22 protein-coding genes and 1 pseudogene are annotated in these 17,784 nt (G+C 41.8%); all 23 read left to right on the top strand.

All coding sequences use genetic code 11. The features are described 5' to 3' along the window. Positions 1 to 171 precede the first annotated feature (171 nt). The 23 genes and pseudogenes from xerC (at position 172) to MUO15_RS04140 (ending at position 17,769) form a co-directional block, all read left to right on the top strand. On the top strand, positions 172 to 1,077 hold the full coding sequence (gene xerC, locus MUO15_RS04245; RefSeq protein ID WP_245033730.1) for a tyrosine recombinase XerC: 906 nt from the start codon (positions 172 to 174) through the stop codon (positions 1,075 to 1,077). Positions 1,078 to 1,090: 13 nt separating this feature from the next. Continuing rightward, the gene (gene hslV / locus MUO15_RS04240; protein ID WP_256464165.1) at positions 1,091 to 1,636 is read left to right on the top strand and encodes an ATP-dependent protease subunit HslV; all 546 of its coding nucleotides are present in this window, start codon (positions 1,091 to 1,093) and stop codon (positions 1,634 to 1,636) included. A gap of 14 nt (positions 1,637 to 1,650) precedes the next feature. Then, complete coding sequence (hslU, locus tag MUO15_RS04235; protein ID WP_245033728.1) at positions 1,651 to 3,051, top strand: ATP-dependent protease ATPase subunit HslU; 1,401 nt, start codon at positions 1,651 to 1,653, stop codon at positions 3,049 to 3,051. Between the two features lie 25 nt (positions 3,052 to 3,076). Further along, on the top strand, positions 3,077 to 3,856 hold the full coding sequence (gene codY / locus MUO15_RS04230; protein ID WP_245033727.1) for a GTP-sensing pleiotropic transcriptional regulator CodY: 780 nt from the start codon (positions 3,077 to 3,079) through the stop codon (positions 3,854 to 3,856). A 363-nt stretch (positions 3,857 to 4,219) separates the two neighbouring features. After that, positions 4,220 to 4,612: a flagellar basal body rod protein FlgB gene (gene flgB / locus MUO15_RS04225; protein WP_245033725.1), complete on the top strand. Its 393-nt coding sequence runs from the start codon at positions 4,220 to 4,222 to the stop codon at positions 4,610 to 4,612. A 4-nt stretch (positions 4,613 to 4,616) separates the two neighbouring features. Then, positions 4,617 to 5,072, top strand: coding sequence for a flagellar basal body rod protein FlgC (gene flgC, locus MUO15_RS04220; protein ID WP_245033723.1), 456 nt, complete (start codon positions 4,617 to 4,619; stop codon positions 5,070 to 5,072). Between the two features lie 14 nt (positions 5,073 to 5,086). Next, positions 5,087 to 5,395 carry a flagellar hook-basal body complex protein FliE gene (gene fliE / locus MUO15_RS04215; protein WP_245033721.1) on the top strand — a complete coding sequence of 103 codons (309 nt, stop codon included), beginning with the start codon at positions 5,087 to 5,089 and terminating at the stop codon, positions 5,393 to 5,395. Between the two features lie 65 nt (positions 5,396 to 5,460). Further along, positions 5,461 to 6,447 carry a flagellar basal-body MS-ring/collar protein FliF gene (fliF, locus tag MUO15_RS21850; RefSeq protein WP_318036191.1) on the top strand — a complete coding sequence of 329 codons (987 nt, stop codon included), beginning with the start codon at positions 5,461 to 5,463 and terminating at the stop codon, positions 6,445 to 6,447. Then, positions 6,408 to 7,058, top strand: a complete 651-nt coding sequence (locus tag MUO15_RS21845) for a flagellar M-ring protein FliF C-terminal domain-containing protein (protein ID WP_318036219.1) — start codon at positions 6,408 to 6,410, stop codon at positions 7,056 to 7,058. Before fliF ends, MUO15_RS21845 begins: the two co-directional genes overlap by 40 nt. Positions 7,059 to 7,070: 12 nt before the next feature. Continuing rightward, positions 7,071 to 8,084 carry a flagellar motor switch protein FliG gene (fliG, locus tag MUO15_RS04205; protein ID WP_245033719.1) on the top strand — a complete coding sequence of 338 codons (1,014 nt, stop codon included), beginning with the start codon at positions 7,071 to 7,073 and terminating at the stop codon, positions 8,082 to 8,084. Beyond that, positions 8,077 to 8,829, top strand: coding sequence for a flagellar assembly protein FliH (gene fliH / locus MUO15_RS04200; protein ID WP_245033717.1), 753 nt, complete (start codon positions 8,077 to 8,079; stop codon positions 8,827 to 8,829). Before fliG ends, fliH begins: the two co-directional genes overlap by 8 nt. Further along, positions 8,822 to 10,129, top strand: a complete 1,308-nt coding sequence (gene fliI / locus MUO15_RS04195) for a flagellar protein export ATPase FliI (protein WP_245033715.1) — start codon at positions 8,822 to 8,824, stop codon at positions 10,127 to 10,129. Before fliH ends, fliI begins: the two co-directional genes overlap by 8 nt. Before the next feature lie 12 nt (positions 10,130 to 10,141). Next, positions 10,142 to 10,591: a flagellar export protein FliJ gene (gene fliJ / locus MUO15_RS04190; protein ID WP_245033713.1), complete on the top strand. Its 450-nt coding sequence runs from the start codon at positions 10,142 to 10,144 to the stop codon at positions 10,589 to 10,591. A gap of 4 nt (positions 10,592 to 10,595) precedes the next feature. Continuing rightward, a complete protein-coding gene (locus MUO15_RS04185; protein ID WP_245033711.1) occupies positions 10,596 to 11,207 on the top strand; it encodes a MotE family protein in 612 nt (203 codons plus the stop codon). 40 nt (positions 11,208 to 11,247) lie between these two features. Next, positions 11,248 to 12,627 carry a flagellar hook-length control protein FliK gene (locus MUO15_RS04180; protein ID WP_245035844.1) on the top strand — a complete coding sequence of 460 codons (1,380 nt, stop codon included), beginning with the start codon at positions 11,248 to 11,250 and terminating at the stop codon, positions 12,625 to 12,627. A gap of 9 nt (positions 12,628 to 12,636) precedes the next feature. After that, on the top strand, positions 12,637 to 13,083 hold the full coding sequence (gene flgD, locus MUO15_RS04175) for a flagellar hook assembly protein FlgD (protein WP_245033709.1): 447 nt from the start codon (positions 12,637 to 12,639) through the stop codon (positions 13,081 to 13,083). Between the two features lie 15 nt (positions 13,084 to 13,098). Then, positions 13,099 to 13,461 carry a TIGR02530 family flagellar biosynthesis protein gene (locus MUO15_RS04170; protein ID WP_245033707.1) on the top strand — a complete coding sequence of 121 codons (363 nt, stop codon included), beginning with the start codon at positions 13,099 to 13,101 and terminating at the stop codon, positions 13,459 to 13,461. An 85-nt stretch (positions 13,462 to 13,546) separates the two neighbouring features. Then, complete coding sequence (gene flgG, locus MUO15_RS04165) at positions 13,547 to 14,509, top strand: flagellar basal body rod protein FlgG (RefSeq protein ID WP_245033705.1); 963 nt, start codon at positions 13,547 to 13,549, stop codon at positions 14,507 to 14,509. Between the two features lie 48 nt (positions 14,510 to 14,557). After that, the gene (locus MUO15_RS04160) at positions 14,558 to 14,779 is read left to right on the top strand and encodes a flagellar FlbD family protein (RefSeq protein WP_245033703.1); all 222 of its coding nucleotides are present in this window, start codon (positions 14,558 to 14,560) and stop codon (positions 14,777 to 14,779) included. Then, positions 14,769 to 15,188 (top strand): flagellar basal body-associated protein FliL, encoded by a 420-nt coding sequence (gene fliL / locus MUO15_RS04155; protein WP_318036190.1) that lies wholly within the window; start codon positions 14,769 to 14,771, stop codon positions 15,186 to 15,188. The genes MUO15_RS04160 and fliL overlap by 11 nt, the downstream gene beginning before the upstream one ends. 33 nt (positions 15,189 to 15,221) lie before the next feature. Continuing rightward, positions 15,222 to 16,202: pseudogene (fliM, locus tag MUO15_RS04150) on the top strand (flagellar motor switch protein FliM); the annotation flags it as partial. Positions 16,203 to 16,214: 12 nt separating this feature from the next. Next, complete coding sequence (gene fliY / locus MUO15_RS04145) at positions 16,215 to 17,387, top strand: flagellar motor switch phosphatase FliY (protein ID WP_245035840.1); 1,173 nt, start codon at positions 16,215 to 16,217, stop codon at positions 17,385 to 17,387. Between the two features lie 19 nt (positions 17,388 to 17,406). Continuing rightward, on the top strand, positions 17,407 to 17,769 hold the full coding sequence (locus MUO15_RS04140) for a response regulator (RefSeq protein ID WP_245033701.1): 363 nt from the start codon (positions 17,407 to 17,409) through the stop codon (positions 17,767 to 17,769). Positions 17,770 to 17,784: the final 15 nt, after the last annotated feature.

The raw sequence follows: 17,784 nt of genomic DNA, 5'->3' as shown, positions 1-17,784 counted from the left end.
TGAAAAATTGTTGAATGGCTCTATGCGTGTCTATATTAACAAACAGGCCCTGATGCATGTTATACTTGTAAAAGCTTCGGAACAATTCAGAATTTTGTTACAGTTTTATTAAATCCGTTGTTATTCATCGGCCAATTGTGATAAAATTTAAACGCCTTTGTGAGGTGAACTATGACAAATCAGACTCGCTATAAACAACTCTTTTTAGAATATCTGCAAATAGAGAAAAATGCATCTCCCTTAACAGTAAGTCATTACGCAGAAGATATAGATGCGTTTCTTCTTTTTATGGAATCAGAAGCCCTTACAAAGCTGCAAGACGTTGATCACCCGTTTATTCGCGTGTATTTATCGAAGCTTCATGAAAAGCTTTCCCGAAGAAGTATTGCCAGAAAGGTTTCCTGCTTGCGAAGTTTTTATCGATTTTTAGAGCGGGAAGAAATAGTGAAACAAAATCCGTTTATAAACGTAAGATTACCTAAGAGTGAACACCCTATCCCCGATTTCTTTTATGAAGAAGAGCTTGCACAGTTGTTTTCTGTAAGCGATTCTTCTACACCATTGGGTCAAAGAAATCAGGCCATACTCGAAGTGCTTTATGGAACAGGTATACGCGTAAGTGAATGTGTCCATCTTGAAGAGAAGCATATCGACTTTTCACTTACTACAATGCTCGTTTACGGAAAAGGCAGTAAAGAAAGGTATGTGCCATTCGGTAAGCTTGCCGAAGAAGCGTTGACGCATTATATAAAAGAGGCGAGACCCAAGCTGCTTAAGAATCAGGCACAGCCAACTGAAAAGCTTTTTGTAAACGCTAAAGGAGGGCCTTTAACGGCAAGAGGTGTTCGCACGATTCTAAACAAAATGGTGAAGGAAGCTGCATTAACGGTTGATATTCATCCACATAAGTTAAGACATTCGTTTGCCACACATTTATTGAATGAAGGTGCAGATTTGCGGTCAGTTCAGGAATTACTCGGACACGAGCATTTATCCTCAACGCAAATCTATACACACGTAACAAAAGATAGGCTCAGGCAGGTATATATGGGCAGCCATCCAAGAGCCAAAAAGTAACGAGGTGATTCTAGTGGAGCAACAATTTCATGCAACAACGATCTTCGCTGTTCAACACAATGGAAAAAGTGCGATGAGCGGTGATGGTCAAGTGACGTTAGGCAACCAAGTCGTTATGAAGCATAAAGCAGTAAAAGTACGAAAGCTTTTTAATGAACAGGTACTAGCAGGATTCGCTGGGTCTGTGGCGGATGCATTTACTTTGTTTGAAAAGTTTGAAGCAAAGCTTGAAACGTATGATGGAAACTTGGCAAGGGCTTCTGTTGAACTTGCAAAAGAATGGCGAAGCGACCAAGTTTTACGAAAGCTTGAAGCCATGTTAATCGTCTTAAATAAAGATAAAATGTTTCTCGTTTCCGGAACTGGGGAAGTAATAGAACCGGATGATGGAATACTAGCAATTGGATCAGGTGGCAACTATGCGTTAAGTGCGGGTCGAGCGTTAAAGAGATACTCACCTGAAAAATCAGCTGATCAGATTGCTCAAGCTGCTTTAGAAATAGCTGGGGAAATATGTGTTTTCACGAATGACCAAATCACACTTGAGGTTCTTGAATAAGGAGGTCGCCTGGAATGTCATTAAATTTAACGCCTAAGGAAATTGTCGAGCGGCTTGACCACTATATCATCGGCCAGACTAATGCCAAGAAGTCCGTAGCCGTTGCCCTTAGAAATCGTTATAGAAGAATGAAATTAACCGATGACCTTAAACATGAGGTCGTACCGAAAAACATTCTGATGATGGGCCCAACGGGTGTTGGTAAAACAGAAGTAGCGCGTCGTCTGGCGAAACTGGTCGGAGCGCCATTTGTAAAAGTGGAAGCAACCAAGTTCACGGAAGTAGGTTATGTTGGCCGTGATGTAGAATCAATGGTTCGTGACTTAGTAGAAATGGCAGTGCGCATGGTAAAAGAGGAAAAGATTGAGTCTGTAAAAGGTGCGGCAGAGGAGCAGGCAAACAGGCGGTTAATCAAACTGCTCGTACCGTCCAAAGAGAAACAATCGAACAGCAATTTTAAAAACCCTCTGGAAATGTTGTTCCAACAAGGGAATCAACAGCAATCGGAATCATCCGAAGATAAGGATGAAACAGAAATCAAGAACAAACGGCAGCGAATCAAACATCAGCTCGATTTGGGAGAGCTTGAGGACCGCATGGTTACGATTGAAGTTGAAGAATCCCAATCCTCTATGTTTGATATGATGCAGGGCTCTGGCATGGAACAAATGGGCATGAATATGCAGGATGCCTTTAGTCAATTTATGCCGAAGAAGAAAAAGAAGAGAAAGCTGCCGGTAAGTGAAGCGAGAAAAGTGTTGACTCAAGAAGAGGCACAGAAACTTGTCGATATGGATGAAGTGGGGCAGCAAGCTGTTGAGAAAGTGGAGCAATCTGGCATTATTTTTATCGATGAGATTGATAAAGTAGCTGCTAAAGGGGATAACCAGGCTAATGTATCACGTGAAGGTGTGCAACGCGATATTCTACCGATTGTAGAAGGTTCAACGATCGTTACAAAATATGGTCCTGTCTCTACAGATCACATTTTATTCGTAGCTGCCGGCGCCTTTCATATGGCTAAACCTTCTGATTTGATCCCCGAGCTGCAAGGCCGTTTTCCGATTCGGGTAGAATTAAATAAATTAACAATAGAGGATTTTAGAAGTATTTTAGTTGAACCTTCTAATGCTTTACTTAAGCAATATAAAGCTCTTTTAGAAACAGAAGGTATAAAGGTGGAATTTTCTGACGATGCTATTACTAGAATCGCTGAAATTGCCTATGAAGTAAATCAGGAAACAGATAACATCGGAGCAAGGCGTCTTCACACCATTCTTGAAAAACTATTAGAAGACTTGTCGTTCGAAGCTTCGGATGTAACCTTAGAGACGATAGATATTACCCCTCAATACGTGGATAGCAAATTATCTACAATTGTTAAAAATAAAGATTTAAGCAGATTTATACTGTAGTGAATATACGCAAGGAGGAACAATAATGGAATTATTAAATCGCGCAAGAAGAATCAATGCAATGCTGCAAAAAACAACAGGGAAATCGGTGGACTTTAATGACATGTCTGCAACACTGAGGGACGTTATCGGCGCAAATACCTTTGTTTTAAGCCGTCGAGGAAAGCTGCTGGGATTTGCTATTAAACAGGAAATTGAGAATGAACGTATGCAGGCTATGCTGTCTGAACGTCAATTCCCTCAAGAGTACACACAAAATCTATTTAACATTCAGGAAACAACGGCAGATCTTGATATCAATAGTGAATATACAGCTTTTCCTGTTGAAAACAGAGAACTGTTTGAAGAAGGATTAACAACGATCGTTCCTATTATTGGAGGCGGACAGCGATTAGGTACACTTATTCTAAGCCGCCTTAATGGAAGCTTTAAGGAGGATGACCTGCTATTAGCTGAATATGGGGCAACAGTGGTTGGAATGGAAATTCTTCATGAGAAAACGGAGGAGATTGAACAGGAAGCGCGCAGCAAGGCTGTTGTCCAGATGGCGATCAGTTCCTTATCTTATAGTGAGTTAGAAGCGATTGAGCATATCTTTGAAGAATTAGAAGGAAATGAAGGATTGCTTGTAGCAAGTAAAATTGCCGACCGTGTTGGTATTACCCGTTCTGTTATTGTAAATGCTTTACGCAAATTAGAGAGTGCAGGAGTTATTGAATCCCGTTCTTTAGGTATGAAAGGTACGTACATTAAGGTTCTTAATAATAACTTCTTAGTAGAACTTCAAAAACTTCGTTCAAATTAAAAGGAAAATAAAACACCCTCCACTACTTATATAAGGTAGTGGGGGTGTTTTAGGTTAACAGAACTATACTATTTGTAAAATATAACAAAATGTATACATAAAAGTATTAGATTATCCTTCTTTAGTACGCTTTTTTTAAGGAGGTATAATAGTTATTTTTTTTATGACATAAATGTGTAATAATGTTCATTATAGTAGTTTTTTCGACAAGTGGTGAGGATTGCCACTAAACTCATTCAATTATCCTAAGCGAAACGTACTAAAAGTTAAGTTTATGTAAAGAAAGTTTATCCAATCTGGACAATTCGTCCTACAATAGTTAAAATAACTGTGTTACATTGTGTCGAATGGAGGTTACAGGATTTGAAATTATTCAGTGAGACGTTTACCACCCTTGAAAACTCTTTAAACTATGCAACTGCTAAAAATAGAGCCATATCTAATAATATTGCTAATGTCGATACCCCTGGTTATAAAGCAAAGGATGTCGTCTTTAAAGATGTATTAAACGGGGAGTTGAGCGGATTTGAGACAAAGAGAACAAACCCCCGTCATATCCCATTTTCAGACAATACAACGATGCCATTTAAAACAATTACCAAACAAGGCACTACATATAATCACAACGGAAACAACGTTGATATCGATAAGGAAATGAATCAACTTGCCAAAAATCAAATTCAATATCAAGCATTAGTTGATCGCATCGGCGGGAAATTTAGAAGTCTTGAAAGTGTTATAAAAGGAGGGAGGTAAACCAGTGAGTATATTTCATGGCATGAATACAAGTGCGAGCGCGTTAACGGCCCAGCGATTAAGAATGGATATTGCTTCTTCAAATATAGCAAATGCAAACACTACGAGGGCAACCGTAAATGAAAATGGCCAGTGGGAGCCATATCGAAGAAAGATGGTTGTGTTTGAACCTCAGGAAAAATCATTTCAATCTTTTTTACAGTCGGCTGCAAACCGCTCAAGTACACCTGGACAAGGTGTGGAGGTCTCAGCGATTGTTGAGGATGAGGAGCCGTTTAAACAAATGTATAACCCATCACATCCAGATGCTAATGAAGCGGGGTATGTACAGCTTCCAAATGTTGATCCTCTTCAGGAGATGGTTGACATCATGAGTGCAACACGTTCCTACGAGGCTAATGTGACATCCATCAATGCGACAAAGGGAATGTTAATGAAAGCTTTAGAAATCGGTAAGTAAGGGGAGGAATTTATATGGTCGATTGGTCACAAATAACAAATGAATCTTTAGTTAAACCAGTACAGCCTCAAAAAACAACAACAGTCACACCTAGTGAAGCACACTCGTTCTTCGCAAATAGTCTGAAGGAAGCTATTAATCAAGTAAACGATGCTGCAGTTGCCTCCGATGTAAAGACGAAGGCGCTTGCTCGAGGGGAAGTAGATGATCTTCATGATGTAATGATCACGTCCCAAAAGGCTAGCATCACGATGCAAACAACGATAGAAGTACGGAACAAAGTGATTGATGCCTACAAAGAAATTATGCGTATGCAAGTTTAAAGATCATCCTATTTATCTTATTACCATACATATTCTCTTAACTTGTGCGTTTTATGGGGGCAATTATGAAAGAAAAATTAATATTTTTTAAGAATCGAATGACAGCATTTTGGAGTGAGCGAAGTTCAAAACAAAAAGGACTACTCATTGGATCTGTAGCAGGGATCATTTTGTTATTAAGTATCGCTAGTTTTTTTGCAACTCGTACAAATATGGTGCCGCTGTATAGAGATTTATCATTACAAGAAGTGGGTCAAGTGAAAGCTGAACTTGATACACGCGGTGTTCCTTACGAGCTTGATCAAGGGGGAACAACAATTTCCGTTCCTGAAGTGCAAGCTGAATCACTACTAGTCGATCTGGCAGCTGCGGGTTTGCCAAACAGCGGTAGTATTGACTATAGCTTTTTTAGCGGCAACGTTTCATGGGGAATGACGGATAATGAATTTGACGTAATCAAACTTGATGCTATGCAGACAGAATTAGCTAACCTAATGACAGGGATCACTGGAATCGAAGATGCAAAAGTAATGATTAATATCCCTGAAGAACAGGTGTTTATGTCCGAAACAAACCAGGAGGCTTCTGCTTCCGTCGTATTAAATATTCAACACGGCTATGACATTCAGCCAAATCAAGTGGAAGCACTCTACAATTTAGCTTCAAAATCGGTACCAAATCTCTCTAAAGATAATATCGTCATCATGGATCAAAACTTTAACTATTTTGACACAAATCAGTCAAATGTTGCTAATGGTGCTGATGCTTATACATATCAACAAAATATTAAGCAAGATATCGAACGGGATATTCAGCAACGTGTCCAAAAAATGCTTGGAATGATGATTGGACAAGACAAGGTTGTAGCAACAGTCACAGCAGATATTGATTTTACAAAAGAAAACCGTGTGGAAGAGTTAGTAGAACCAGTTGATCCTGAAAACATGGAAGGGCTGCCTGTCAGTGTGGAACGTATAGAGGAAACGTACACGGGGGAGCTCCTGAAGGTGGTATACCGGGGGCTGGGGAAGAGGATGTTGCCAATTATCTAGCTGAAGGTGAGGGTGATGCTGGCGACTATGAAATGACGAAAGAAACGATCAATAATGAGTTTAACAGAATCCGGCGCAATATCGAGGAAAGTCCTTACAAAGTACGTGACTTGGGGATACAAGTAGCGATTGATAATACAAAAGGAACCAATCCTGAGGGGGAAGTGCAACAGCTCACCCAACAAGAGCAGCAAACGGTGGAAGATAGTGTGCAGTCGATCTTGAACTCGATGATCACAACTTCCATAAATGAAGGCTATGGAGAAGTGAATCCTGAGGAAAAAGTTTCGATTGTGTTCCAGGAATTCAGCGGAGAGCCAAACTTCCCAGAGGAAACAACAGGAATACCTGTTTGGATGTATGTTACAGGAGGTGTACTGCTCCTCATTATTGCTGCACTGCTATGGTTATTGTTTAGGAGAAGAAATCAGTATGAGGAAGAAGAGGAAGAAGTATTTGAAGAAATTCCTGTGCAACAGCCGATCACTGTGCCGGACATAGAGGAAAAAGAAACAGAGTCATCGGTAAGACGTAAGCAACTGGAGCGGATGGCTAAAGAAAAACCGGAAGACTTTGCTAAATTATTACGTTCGTGGATTGCGGAAGATTAAGGAGGTCCTTATATGGCCTATCAGAAGTCAGGATTGACGGGAAAGCAAAAGGCTGCTGTTTTGTTAATCTCTCTTGGGCCGGATGTGGCTGCTCAAGTGTACAAACATTTTACAGAGGAAGAAATGGAAAGATTGACATTAGAAATTTCTTCAGTCCAAAAAGTCGATTCAAAGCAAAAAGAAGAAATTCTGGAACAGTTCCACCAAATTGCCATGGCGCAAGATTATATTTCACAAGGTGGGATTGGCTATGCGAAAACAGTCCTTGAGAAAGCAGTAGGGGAACAGGAAGCCTCGAACATTATTGATCGATTAACCTCTTCTTTGCAGGTGAAACCATTCGATTTTGCAAGGCGAGCTGACCCCAGCCAAATATTAAATTTTATCCAAAACGAACATCCGCAAACGATCGCACTCGTTTTATCTTATTTGGACGCAGCTCAATCGGGGCAAATTCTTTCTGAACTGCCACAGGAATTACAGGCAGATGTTGCGAGGAGGATCGCTACAATGGATTCGACCTCTCCGGAAATCATCAGCCAAATTGAAACCATTTTAGAGAAGAAATTATCTGCTACGGTTACGCAGGATTATACGGAAACAGGCGGGGTCCAGGCGGTAGTCGAGGTGCTCAACGGTGTGGATAGAAGCACTGAGCGTACGATCCTTGATGCATTAGAAATTCAGGATCCTGAGCTTGCTGAGGAAATTAAGAAACGGATGTTTGTCTTTGAAGATATTGTTTCGCTTGATAATCGTGCCATCCAACGTGTGATCCGCGAAGTCGATAATGACGATCTCCGTCTGTCATTGAAGGTATCGAGTGATGAAGTGAAAGAGCTTGTCTTTAATAATATGTCTGAACGAATGGCTGAGACCTTTAAGGAAGAGATGGAGATTATGGGCCCTGTTCGTCTGCGTGATGTGGAGGAAGCTCAAACACGTGTCGTTGCAACGATCAGGCGCTTAGAAGAAGTAGGTGAAATCGTCGTCGCTCGCGGCGGGGGAGATGACATTATTGTCTAATAAGAATTCGACAGAGAAGCGGGTCATTGGACTAAAGCCTGTGTATATTAGCAAGTCTGAAACAGAAAAGCAGATCTTAGAAGAAAAGCATAAAGAAAAAGCTCAGGAGTTATTTGAGGCTGCTAAACAAGAACGTCGGCAAGCACATGAAGAGGCAGCAAGAAAACTGGAAGAGGCTGAACAGCATGTGGCAACTATGCGGAAATCCTGGGAAGAAGAAAGGGAGAACCTGATCACGCAAGCCTATAATGAAGGTTTTGAATCAGGGGCCCGCGTTGGCAGGGAGAAAGGTTATCAAGAGTTTTCAGAACAGCTTCAACATATAAACTATATCCTTTCCCTTGCCAACAAGGATTACGTCAACACTGTTTCATCTAGTGAAGAGATGATACTCGAACTAGCTGTCAGCAGTGCTGAAAAGATCATCAATCAACAATTGGCGACTCAACCTGAAACATTTTTGCCTGTAGTAAAAAAGGCAATTGAGGAAGTGCAGGATCACCCGGAGATTACTGTATACGTACATCCGGACGACTATGAACTCATACATACACAAAAGAATGAATTAACATCGATTACTGGTTTTAAAGCAACACTGACGATCTACATAAGCGATTCACTTACCCGTTATGGATGTGTGATAGAATCACCGTTTGGACGAGTGGAAGCCGGAGTTGACCATCAACTTACGCAGCTCCGCGAAAAACTTTATCAACTTGTGCAAGAGGAGAAGAATGATGAATAAACAAGTTTATCTGGATGCAATTAACCGAATGGATACATACAAGCGTTATGGTAAGGTTCATCGTGTCATCGGTTTAATGATTGAATCGAAAGGTCCTGAGGCATCAATCGGTGACCTTTGTTATATTCATACTTCTTCCTATACACAAAAAAAGATAGCTGCAGAAGTCGTCGGGTTTAACAATGAGAATGTGCTACTCATGCCCTTTCGTGAAATACGTGAAATTGGACCGGGAAGTTTAGTTGAAGCAACGGGGGAGCCATTGCAAATTAAAGCGGGCTTAGGGCTGATTGGTAGAGCCATTGATGCAATGGGACAAGCGTTGGATGAGACTGCACTGCCAAAAGGGTTGAAGACATATCCAACTGAGCAGCATCCCCCTAATCCGTTATCAAGGCCTACCATTAAAGAGCCAATCCAAGTTGGTGTCAGAGCTATCGATTCGCTCTTAACAGTAGGTAAAGGACAAAGAGTTGGTATTTTTGCAGGAAGTGGTGTAGGAAAAAGTACACTCCTTGGAATGATCGCAAGAAATAGTGCAGCAGATGTCAATGTGATTGCGTTAATAGGTGAGCGGGGACGGGAAGTACGTGAATTTATTGAAAATGACCTCGGGGAAGAAGGGGTGAAACGATCGGTTGTCATTGTAGCCACATCAGACCAGCCTGCTCTGATGCGTGTGAAGGGTGCTTATACGGCTACAGCAATCAGTGAGTATTTTCGGGATCTTGGTTATAACGTCAATTTAATGATGGATTCCGTTACCCGTTTTGCTATGGCTCAGAGGGAGATTGGTCTGGCTACTGGGGAACCGCCCACAACCAAAGGCTACACACCATCAGTTTTTGCTATGCTGCCGAAGCTGTTAGAACGAACGGGGACAAGCAGTTCAGGCACAATTACTGCTTTTTACACAGTTCTTGTAGACGGTGATGATTTAAATGAACCGATATCTGACACTGTTCGCGGGATCTTGGATGGGCACTTCGTATTGGACCGGAAGTTGGCGGAACAAGGACAGTTCCCTGCTATAAATATCCTAAGGTCTATTAGCCGAGTAATGAACCAGGTGACGACACCAGCACACAGACAAACCGCTGAGCGGATGCGTTCACTACTGGCTACTTATGAGGACAACAGTGAGTTGATTCAAATCGGCGCTTATAAAAAAGGCAGCAGCCGGGAGGTCGATGAAGCGATTCTTCATCATTCATCCATTATTCGCTTTTTAAAGCAAGGGGTACATGAGGAATCAAGTTTCGAGCACTCCATCGATTCACTTGAAAAGCTTTTTACATAGGAGTGAGGATCAATGACAAGCCTTCAAGCGTTTCATAAAATAAAAGACTTACATGAACGAGAAAAAAAGGAAAAACAAAAACATTATCAGGAACAGGTGGATGCTTTTGAATCTGTGGCAACAAACCTCTATGAAATGTTGAAAAAAAAAGAAGCAGCTGAACAAAACTTTCACGAAGGTCTCACTCATTCGAAGGTGAAAGCTCAATCCTTTATGCACCATCGCAGGTATGTGGATCAGCTAGAGAACGAAATTATTCGGCTGCAGCCAGAAGTTCAGCAGGCAAGGGCTCAGATGGAGAGCGCACAAGCAAGGTTATCCTCTGCCCATATGGAAGTGAAGAAATTTGAGAAACTTATCGACAACAAGCTTGAAAGACATAGGCAATGGCTTAAAGAAGAAGAGAATAAGCAGATGGACGAGCTATCAACCAGACAGTATTTAACTTATAAGAACAGGTGATGACATGGCAAAGAAAGTGAACCGTGAACAGGTGAAGGGCAGTAAGCTGCAATGGTTTTTCCTGGTGGTCGTTGTACCTGCTTTATTCGCCCTTACGTTAACCCTTGTTGTGTTAACGATTATGGGTGTCAATGTATTTGATAAGGCAGAAGATTATGCTAACCAAATCCCAGGCCTATCAAGTCTCGTGTCAACTTCAGAAGAAAAACAGAGCACAAGGCAAACGGCACAGCTTGAAGCTGTGATTGCGGAGCATAATACAGAAATCGATCAGCTACAACAGCAAGTAAATGACAAACAAATGACCATCGAAGAGTTGAACCAACAGATTGAACAACTTGAGGCAGATCTTGACGCAGAATTAAATGTTTCGTCTGAACAACCAGAAGAGGAATTGTCTTCTGAGACCAATATGGTTAAGGAAATGGCGGTATCTTTTGAGGAAATGGACGAAGAGGAAGCGGCACCGATCATTGAAAATATGAAGCGGGATTTAGCTGTACAAGTACTTAGTGAGGTAGCGAGCAGTGAACGAGGAGCCATACTAGGTGCGATGATGCCTGAATTGGCTGCTGAGATAGCAAGTTCAATCGCCAATTCTTCGGCAAACAACTGATTGCCCGTAACTTGAAAGGAGGTGAGAAAACGTGAATAGTATGACACCTTTTTCTACCTTACCTAAACCACTAGCTCAGCAAATGAGGGGGCTTGCAAATTTAACATCTATTAACACGGCTCCCATGCAGGCATTTAATGTACTGCTTACAGGTATGACTAATCAGCCAACTGAGAACATGACGAATGAGTTGAAACAGCTGGTTGCTAAGATGGAGAAGCTATTGAATCAAATGGGGCTGTCAAGTCCACCAAGGATGGATGGGGCTATGCCTATTGACGTAAACAAGGTCGTTCAAGAACTCGAAGTGTTACGCATGATTCCTACTGAGCGAGATTTGCCGCAAGAATTAAGCAAGTTAATCCATGCCGTGCCACAGGAAGTTGCTGAAATTTCAGGGGAAGGTAAAGAGAAACTAATCGATGTATTGAAAGATGTTCTTGAAGAAATCTCCTCTTTTGAAAATCAAACGGCCGGCCTATTAAACACTGTAGCTATACCCGTAGTGGAGGCAGTCCATCCAGCTGGTATGAAAGGAAACCTTTTAACCGACACAGGTCAAGCGAAGCAAGTGGATGAGCTCTGGTTCCGATTTGAGAAATTAGCTAAAAAGGTAACAGGGCAGCTTCCTACTAACCAGCCAATCAAGCTTGAGCAGCTCGACCAAACGCTTATGCTGAAGGTAAAGCAAATCATCCAGCAAATGTCGAAACTTGAGACAGGTTCAAGCCAGTTAAATAAGCTAACCCAGCTGAGCGGTCAAGAACCACCTCAACAGCTTATGGCAAATCTATTAAACAACTATAAATTGAAACAATCTTTGCCAGTCGCATACCAGCAACATTCGACAGTAACGAGTAAGGATGTAGCTAAGTGGGTAGGTCAGTTCTTAAACAAACAACGTACTGCTGAACCCTCACTAGGGCAAGGTTTTACGCAAATGATATCTAAAGTTGAACAGTATGTGATCCATGTTAATCAAAGTCAATCAAACGCGGGGATGCATCAGCAGCTTATCGATCAATTGGAACAGCTTATTAAATCAAATCGCTTGTTTACAAACAAAGCAGGGAACATGGAGATGAACATTCGTCTAAGACCTCAGCATTTAGGTGATATGACAGTAAAGCTGGTTCAAATGAATGGGGATATGGCCGTGAAAATTCTTGTCAGCACTCAAGCAGCGAAGGAAATGCTCGAGGGCAATATGCAGCAGCTGAGGCATATGTTTTCACCACAGCAGGTTGTTATAGAAAAGTATGAGCAAACAGCGACTGGACAATTTTTTACACAAGATGATAAACAGTCCGGTGAGTTTAATGGGCGGGAAAGTCAATCCGATCAGTCACAGGAGCAACAGGATGATCATAGTGAAGAGGAAGTATCCTTTCATGAGCTATTAATGAATGAAAAGGTGTAGGTGATTGAAATGACAAGAATAGATTCGTCCTTTTATTTACAAAATCAACAGCAAGCGGGCGGAACGGAAAGTAATACACTTGGGAAGGACGCTTTTCTGAAAATTCTCATGGCACAAATCCAAAATCAAAGTCCGCTAGAACCCATGAAGGATAAAGAATTCATTGCACAAATGACACAGTTCTCAAGTTTAGAGCAAATGACAAACTTGTCTCAGGCCATGCAGGGCTTCATGACTTCGCAAAGCGTGACCCCTGTTGTTAAGTACAGCGGCTTGATTGGAAAAGAAGTGACATTCCCAGCGCATGATGATGAAACAGGAGCCGCGCCAGAAACAACAGGAGTGGTCAAGGCTGTTAGTCAAAAAGGTGGCGAGACAAAGCTTGAACTTCAAAACGGGCAATCTGTTTATGTTTATGACATCACCAAAGTGAGTGAAACAACAACAGAGGAATAGAAAGCAGGGGTAGTTATGGAACCTCGAATTCATCAGATGCATCAGCCATTACCTTTTCCGAAGACAAAAAAGGTTCAGCAGTCATCCCAGTCATTTCGAGATGTTTTAAATGAAACGAGAGGTCTGCATGTAAGCAAACACGCCAAACAACGTCTCGAGGAGCGCAATATTTCTATAGACGAAAGCAAGTGGCAGGTCATTTCCGATAAAATGGCTGAGGCCAAATCAAAAGGTGTTACGGATTCACTAGTTGTCATGAACGATGCAGCCCTTGTTGTCAGTACCAAAAATAATACAGTTGTAACAGCGATGGGGCGCGAAGATACGAGTTCACATATTTTTACAAATATTAACGGAACGATCATTATTGACCAGTAGGCTGGCCCCGAATATGGGAAGCCTTATATGTTTACCAACCGACTGAGGTAAGCACACACATTTAAAGGGAAGGAATGATAGCACAATGCTACGTTCAATGTACGCAGGAATTTCTGGTATGAAAGGTTTTCAGACAAAGCTCGACACAATTGGGAACAACATTGCAAATGTGAATACGTACGGATTTAAGAAGGGACGCGTGACGTTTCAGGATATGATGAGCCAGACAGTGTCAGGTGCTCAAGGTCCGATTGCCGGAGCAAACGGCGGAAATATGCGTGGAGGCGTTAACCCTTCTCAAGTAGGATTAGGATCGCAAATTGGTTCGATTGATACCATTCACACACAAGGGAATCGTCAAACAACGAACAGGCCACTCGATTTAGCGCTTGAAGGAGACGGCATGTTTGTGCTGGCAGAAGGTGCTGGTGAGGGCATTAACTCTGATGAGGGGGAGGATCTACTCAGCCAGAACCCTACCTTGAGCTTTACGAGAGCAGGGAACTTCTATTTGGATGATGATGGAGCAATAGTTAGTCCAGATGGTCGTTATTTAGTTGGACAACCCTATGATAATGGTGTTGCTAGAGAATGGGATGACGATGGTAACCCTGATACTGTTGAGGTTCCTTCTTCAGGCATCATTACAATCCCCGAGGATGCCCAAAGTTTCAGCATCCAATCAAACGGTGTAGTTAATTATGTTACAGCTGAAGGTGAACCAGCGATTGCAGGTCAAATTAGACTTGCTAAATTTTCGAACCCCAGCGGTTTGCAAAAGATAGGTGGAAGTACATTCCAGATAACTGATAACTCTGGGTTCATCAGTGCTAATGATGGTGCTGGGCTAAACACTATAGAAGACCTTTCGTTAGCAGGTCAAGACGGTACTGGACAAATGGTTTCAGGCGCACTTGAGATGTCTAACGTTGATTTGGCTGAGGCTTTTACTGAAATGATTACAGCCCAGCGCGGGTTTCAAGCCAATACAAGAATCATCACAACATCTGATGAAATCTTACAAGAGCTAGTCAATCTAAAACGTTAGTAAAGGGGGAGGAGGGCTCTTTACAAAAAGGAGTCCTCACTCATTCATATGATTTCATTAACGAGACTCAATGGCGAGACATTTTGGTTTAATCCTCTTTACATAGAAAGGCTTAAGGCTAACCCTGACACTACGATTACAACGACCCAGGGCCGGAACTTCGTAGTTAAGGAAGAGGAAGAAGTCGTCATCAAAAGGATGAAACAGTTTTATCGTGAAATTGGATTGCTTCGGGTCGCTGATAAGGCGGGTGACGGAAGTGAAAAGTAGTTTGTTTAAGACCGTAATGATTATCATGGGGACGATAACTATAGTTGGCGTAGCTGCTCTCATTTTTGTTTTAAATTTGGATAGTAGTGAAGCTAATGGAGAACGTCCGATTGATGAGATCCGGGAGGCCTCACTTCTAACAGAAGAAATAACAACAGATTTAGTGGACGGTCATTTTGTCCGTATCAGTTTTAGAATTGTAACAGACAGTAAAGGTGCTCTTGAAGAATTAGAGAAGCGTGACTTTCAAATGAAGAACATTCTAATCAAAGAACTAGCCACTATGGAAGGCGAAGCCTTTCAGGGAGGGCTAGGTGAATTAGAGGAAATCATAAAGCTTAAACTTAATGAATTAATGAACGAAGGGAAAATAACGGAAGTGTACACCGTTGACAAAGTCTTGCAGTAACGAAGTAACAACTTTTAGATGGAGGTGACGTTTTTGGCAGATGAGGTTCTTTCGCAAAGTGAGATAGACTCCTTGCTATCAGCATTATCAACAGGTGAAATGGATGCTGAGGATTTAAAGGTTGAAGAGAGTAAGGGAAAAGTACGCGTTTATGATTTTAAACGGGCCCTCCGTTTTTCTAAAGATCAAATTCGAAGTCTTTCCCGTATTCATGAAAACTTCGCCAGGTTATTAACTACCTATTTTTCTGCACAGTTAAGAACTTATGTAAATATCAGCGTAGCATCTGTAGATCAATTGCCGTATGAAGAGTTTATCCGCTCAATCCCTGCGATGACGATCTTAAATATCTTCAGTGTCCCGCCGCTTGACGGCCGGATATTGCTTGAGACAAATCCGAATATTGCCTATGCCATGCTTGATCGCGTGCTAGGTGGAAGAGGATCAAGCGTGAATAAAGTGGATAATTTGACGGAAATTGAGACGACGATCATGTCACAGCTTTTTGAGAACTCTCTGGAAAACTATCAGGAAGCTTGGGGGTCGATCGTTGAAATTGAACCATTGCTTGAGGAACTTGAAGTTAATCCACAGTTTCTGCAGATGGTTTCACCAAATGAAACAGTTGTGGTCGTCTCCTTAAATACTTCAATTGGAGAGGCAAGCGGAATGATTAACATATGTATTCCGCACGTTGTCTTAGAACCAATCATACCTAAGCTGTCCGTTCATTATTGGATGCAGAATCAGCAGACAAAAGAAAGCAAACCTGAGGAATATGCGGCATTGTCAAAAACGGTGCGTACAGCACAGGTTGATGTACGTGCGATTTTGGGTGAGTCAGATATGTCGATTGAAGAGTTTCTTAAGTTAAACACAAACGATGTTATTCGATTAGACCAGCTCGTTGATGAGCCTATGAAACTTAAAATTGATGAGCAGGAAAAGTTTTATATTCAACCAGGTAAGAGAAAAAATAAGCTAGCCGTACAAGTGTTAGAAGAGTACCGAGGGGCGCTGACTACAATGAATGATGGGATGTTATCACAAGATGAAATAGATGCACTTTTGAATGGGAGTGATGATGAGCAAGGTGCGAGTAAACGAGAAGACGATTCGAACAAGGTGGAAGATTATCTATCTAGCTTAGAAGGTGACGCATTAGGTGAGATTGGCAATATATCATTCGGAAGCTCTGCGACAGCGTTATCGTCTTTACTCAATCAAAAGGTCGATATCACCACTCCTTCGATTTCTGCTGTCAAGAGGTCATCCATATCCGATGAATTTCCAAAACCGCACGTTGCGATTAACGTTACATATACCGATGGCTTTTCAGGGGAAAATCTTTTAGTTATAAAAGAACCGGACGCAGCGGTAATTGCAGACCTGATGCTTGGCGGTGATGGAACCTCACCGGCTGATGAACTAAATGAGATCCACTTAAGTGCTGTCCAGGAAGCCATGAATCAAATGATGGGCTCAGCTGCGACAAGTATGTCAACAGTCTTTAATAAAAAAGTAGACATCTCACCGCCGACGATTAATGTGTTGAACTTGGAGGAAGACCAAGGAACAGATCAAATTCCTGAAGATGAAGTACTTATGAAGGTGTCGTTCAATCTTAAGGTCGGTGAATTAATCGACTCGGATATCATGCAACTGCTGCCGGTTACATTTGCCCGGGAGCTAGTGGATGAGCTTTTGAACCCGCCTGAAGAAGAAATAGATGAATCCTCGAAAAAAAATAGCGCGGAACAGCCTGTCGAGACGCCGCGACCTCAGCCAAAGCAAGCGGCTCATACGCCTGAGCAGGTGGATAAAGTGGAGGCTGAACCACAATTGGTCGGAGGAGCAAGCGGACAAAATATGAACAATTCCACCATCCAATCCGCTCAGTTTTCAGATATAGAACAGGTGCAATTAAGTAATGAGGAACAACGCAACTTAGATATGTTGATGGATATTCCGTTAAAAGTAACGGTTGAGTTAGGGAGAACCAAGCGCACAATTAAAGAAATTCTCGAACTCTCTTCAGGATCGGTTGTCGAGCTAGATCGACTAGCTGGGGAACCTGTTGATATCCATGTGAATGATAAGTTGATGGCTAAAGGAGAAGTCGTTGTCATTGATGAGAACTTTGGTGTCAGAGTAACAGACATCTTAAGTCCAAAAGATCGATTGAAAAAACTAAGATAAGAACAGGGGAGAATGGGAAATGGCTGAGAGAATTTTAATTGTGGATGACGCAGCATTTATGAGAATGATGGTGAAAGATATTTTGACAAAAAACGGTTTTGAAATTGCCGCAGAGGCAGAAGATGGCCAAAGGGCGGTTGAACTTTATAAAGAACATGAGCCGGACCTCGTGACGATGGATATTACGATGCCTGAGATGGATGGCATCACAGCATTGAAAGAAATAAAGCAATATAATCCAAATGCAAAAGTAATCATGTGTTCAGCCATGGGCCAGCAAGCCATGGTGGTGGATGCCATTCAAGCGGGGGCGAAAGACTTTATCGTCAAACCTTTCCAGGCAGAGCGTGTAATTGAAGCGATACAAAAAGCACTTAATTAAAGAGTAGGGATTTCA

The organism is Halobacillus amylolyticus, assembly GCF_022921115.1.
Classification (GTDB): Bacteria; Bacillota; Bacilli; order Bacillales; family Halobacillaceae; genus Halobacillus_A; species Halobacillus_A amylolyticus.
This window is presented reverse-complemented; position numbering and strand designations above follow the sequence as displayed.

What these genes read in the sequence shown, in the direction of transcription:
- fliY (WP_245035840.1), top strand. Translation starts at nt 16,215, where the DNA reads ATGAATGATGGGATGTTATCACAAGATGAAATAGATGCACTTTTGAAT.
- MUO15_RS04180 (WP_245035844.1), top strand. Translation starts at nt 11,248, where the DNA reads ATGACACCTTTTTCTACCTTACCTAAACCACTAGCTCAGCAAATGAGG.
- MUO15_RS04185 (WP_245033711.1), top strand. Translation starts at nt 10,596, where the DNA reads ATGGCAAAGAAAGTGAACCGTGAACAGGTGAAGGGCAGTAAGCTGCAA.
- fliG (WP_245033719.1), top strand. Translation starts at nt 7,071, where the DNA reads ATGGCCTATCAGAAGTCAGGATTGACGGGAAAGCAAAAGGCTGCTGTT.
- xerC (WP_245033730.1), top strand. Translation starts at nt 172, where the DNA reads ATGACAAATCAGACTCGCTATAAACAACTCTTTTTAGAATATCTGCAA.
- fliJ (WP_245033713.1), top strand. Translation starts at nt 10,142, where the DNA reads ATGACAAGCCTTCAAGCGTTTCATAAAATAAAAGACTTACATGAACGA.
- MUO15_RS04160 (WP_245033703.1), top strand. Translation starts at nt 14,558, where the DNA reads ATGATTTCATTAACGAGACTCAATGGCGAGACATTTTGGTTTAATCCT.
- fliE (WP_245033721.1), top strand. Translation starts at nt 5,087, where the DNA reads ATGGTCGATTGGTCACAAATAACAAATGAATCTTTAGTTAAACCAGTA.
- fliI (WP_245033715.1), top strand. Translation starts at nt 8,822, where the DNA reads ATGAATAAACAAGTTTATCTGGATGCAATTAACCGAATGGATACATAC.
- flgG (WP_245033705.1), top strand. Translation starts at nt 13,547, where the DNA reads ATGCTACGTTCAATGTACGCAGGAATTTCTGGTATGAAAGGTTTTCAG.
- MUO15_RS04140 (WP_245033701.1), top strand. Translation starts at nt 17,407, where the DNA reads ATGGCTGAGAGAATTTTAATTGTGGATGACGCAGCATTTATGAGAATG.
- fliF (WP_318036191.1), top strand. Translation starts at nt 5,461, where the DNA reads ATGAAAGAAAAATTAATATTTTTTAAGAATCGAATGACAGCATTTTGG.
- codY (WP_245033727.1), top strand. Translation starts at nt 3,077, where the DNA reads ATGGAATTATTAAATCGCGCAAGAAGAATCAATGCAATGCTGCAAAAA.
- hslU (WP_245033728.1), top strand. Translation starts at nt 1,651, where the DNA reads ATGTCATTAAATTTAACGCCTAAGGAAATTGTCGAGCGGCTTGACCAC.
- flgD (WP_245033709.1), top strand. Translation starts at nt 12,637, where the DNA reads ATGACAAGAATAGATTCGTCCTTTTATTTACAAAATCAACAGCAAGCG.
- MUO15_RS04170 (WP_245033707.1), top strand. Translation starts at nt 13,099, where the DNA reads ATGGAACCTCGAATTCATCAGATGCATCAGCCATTACCTTTTCCGAAG.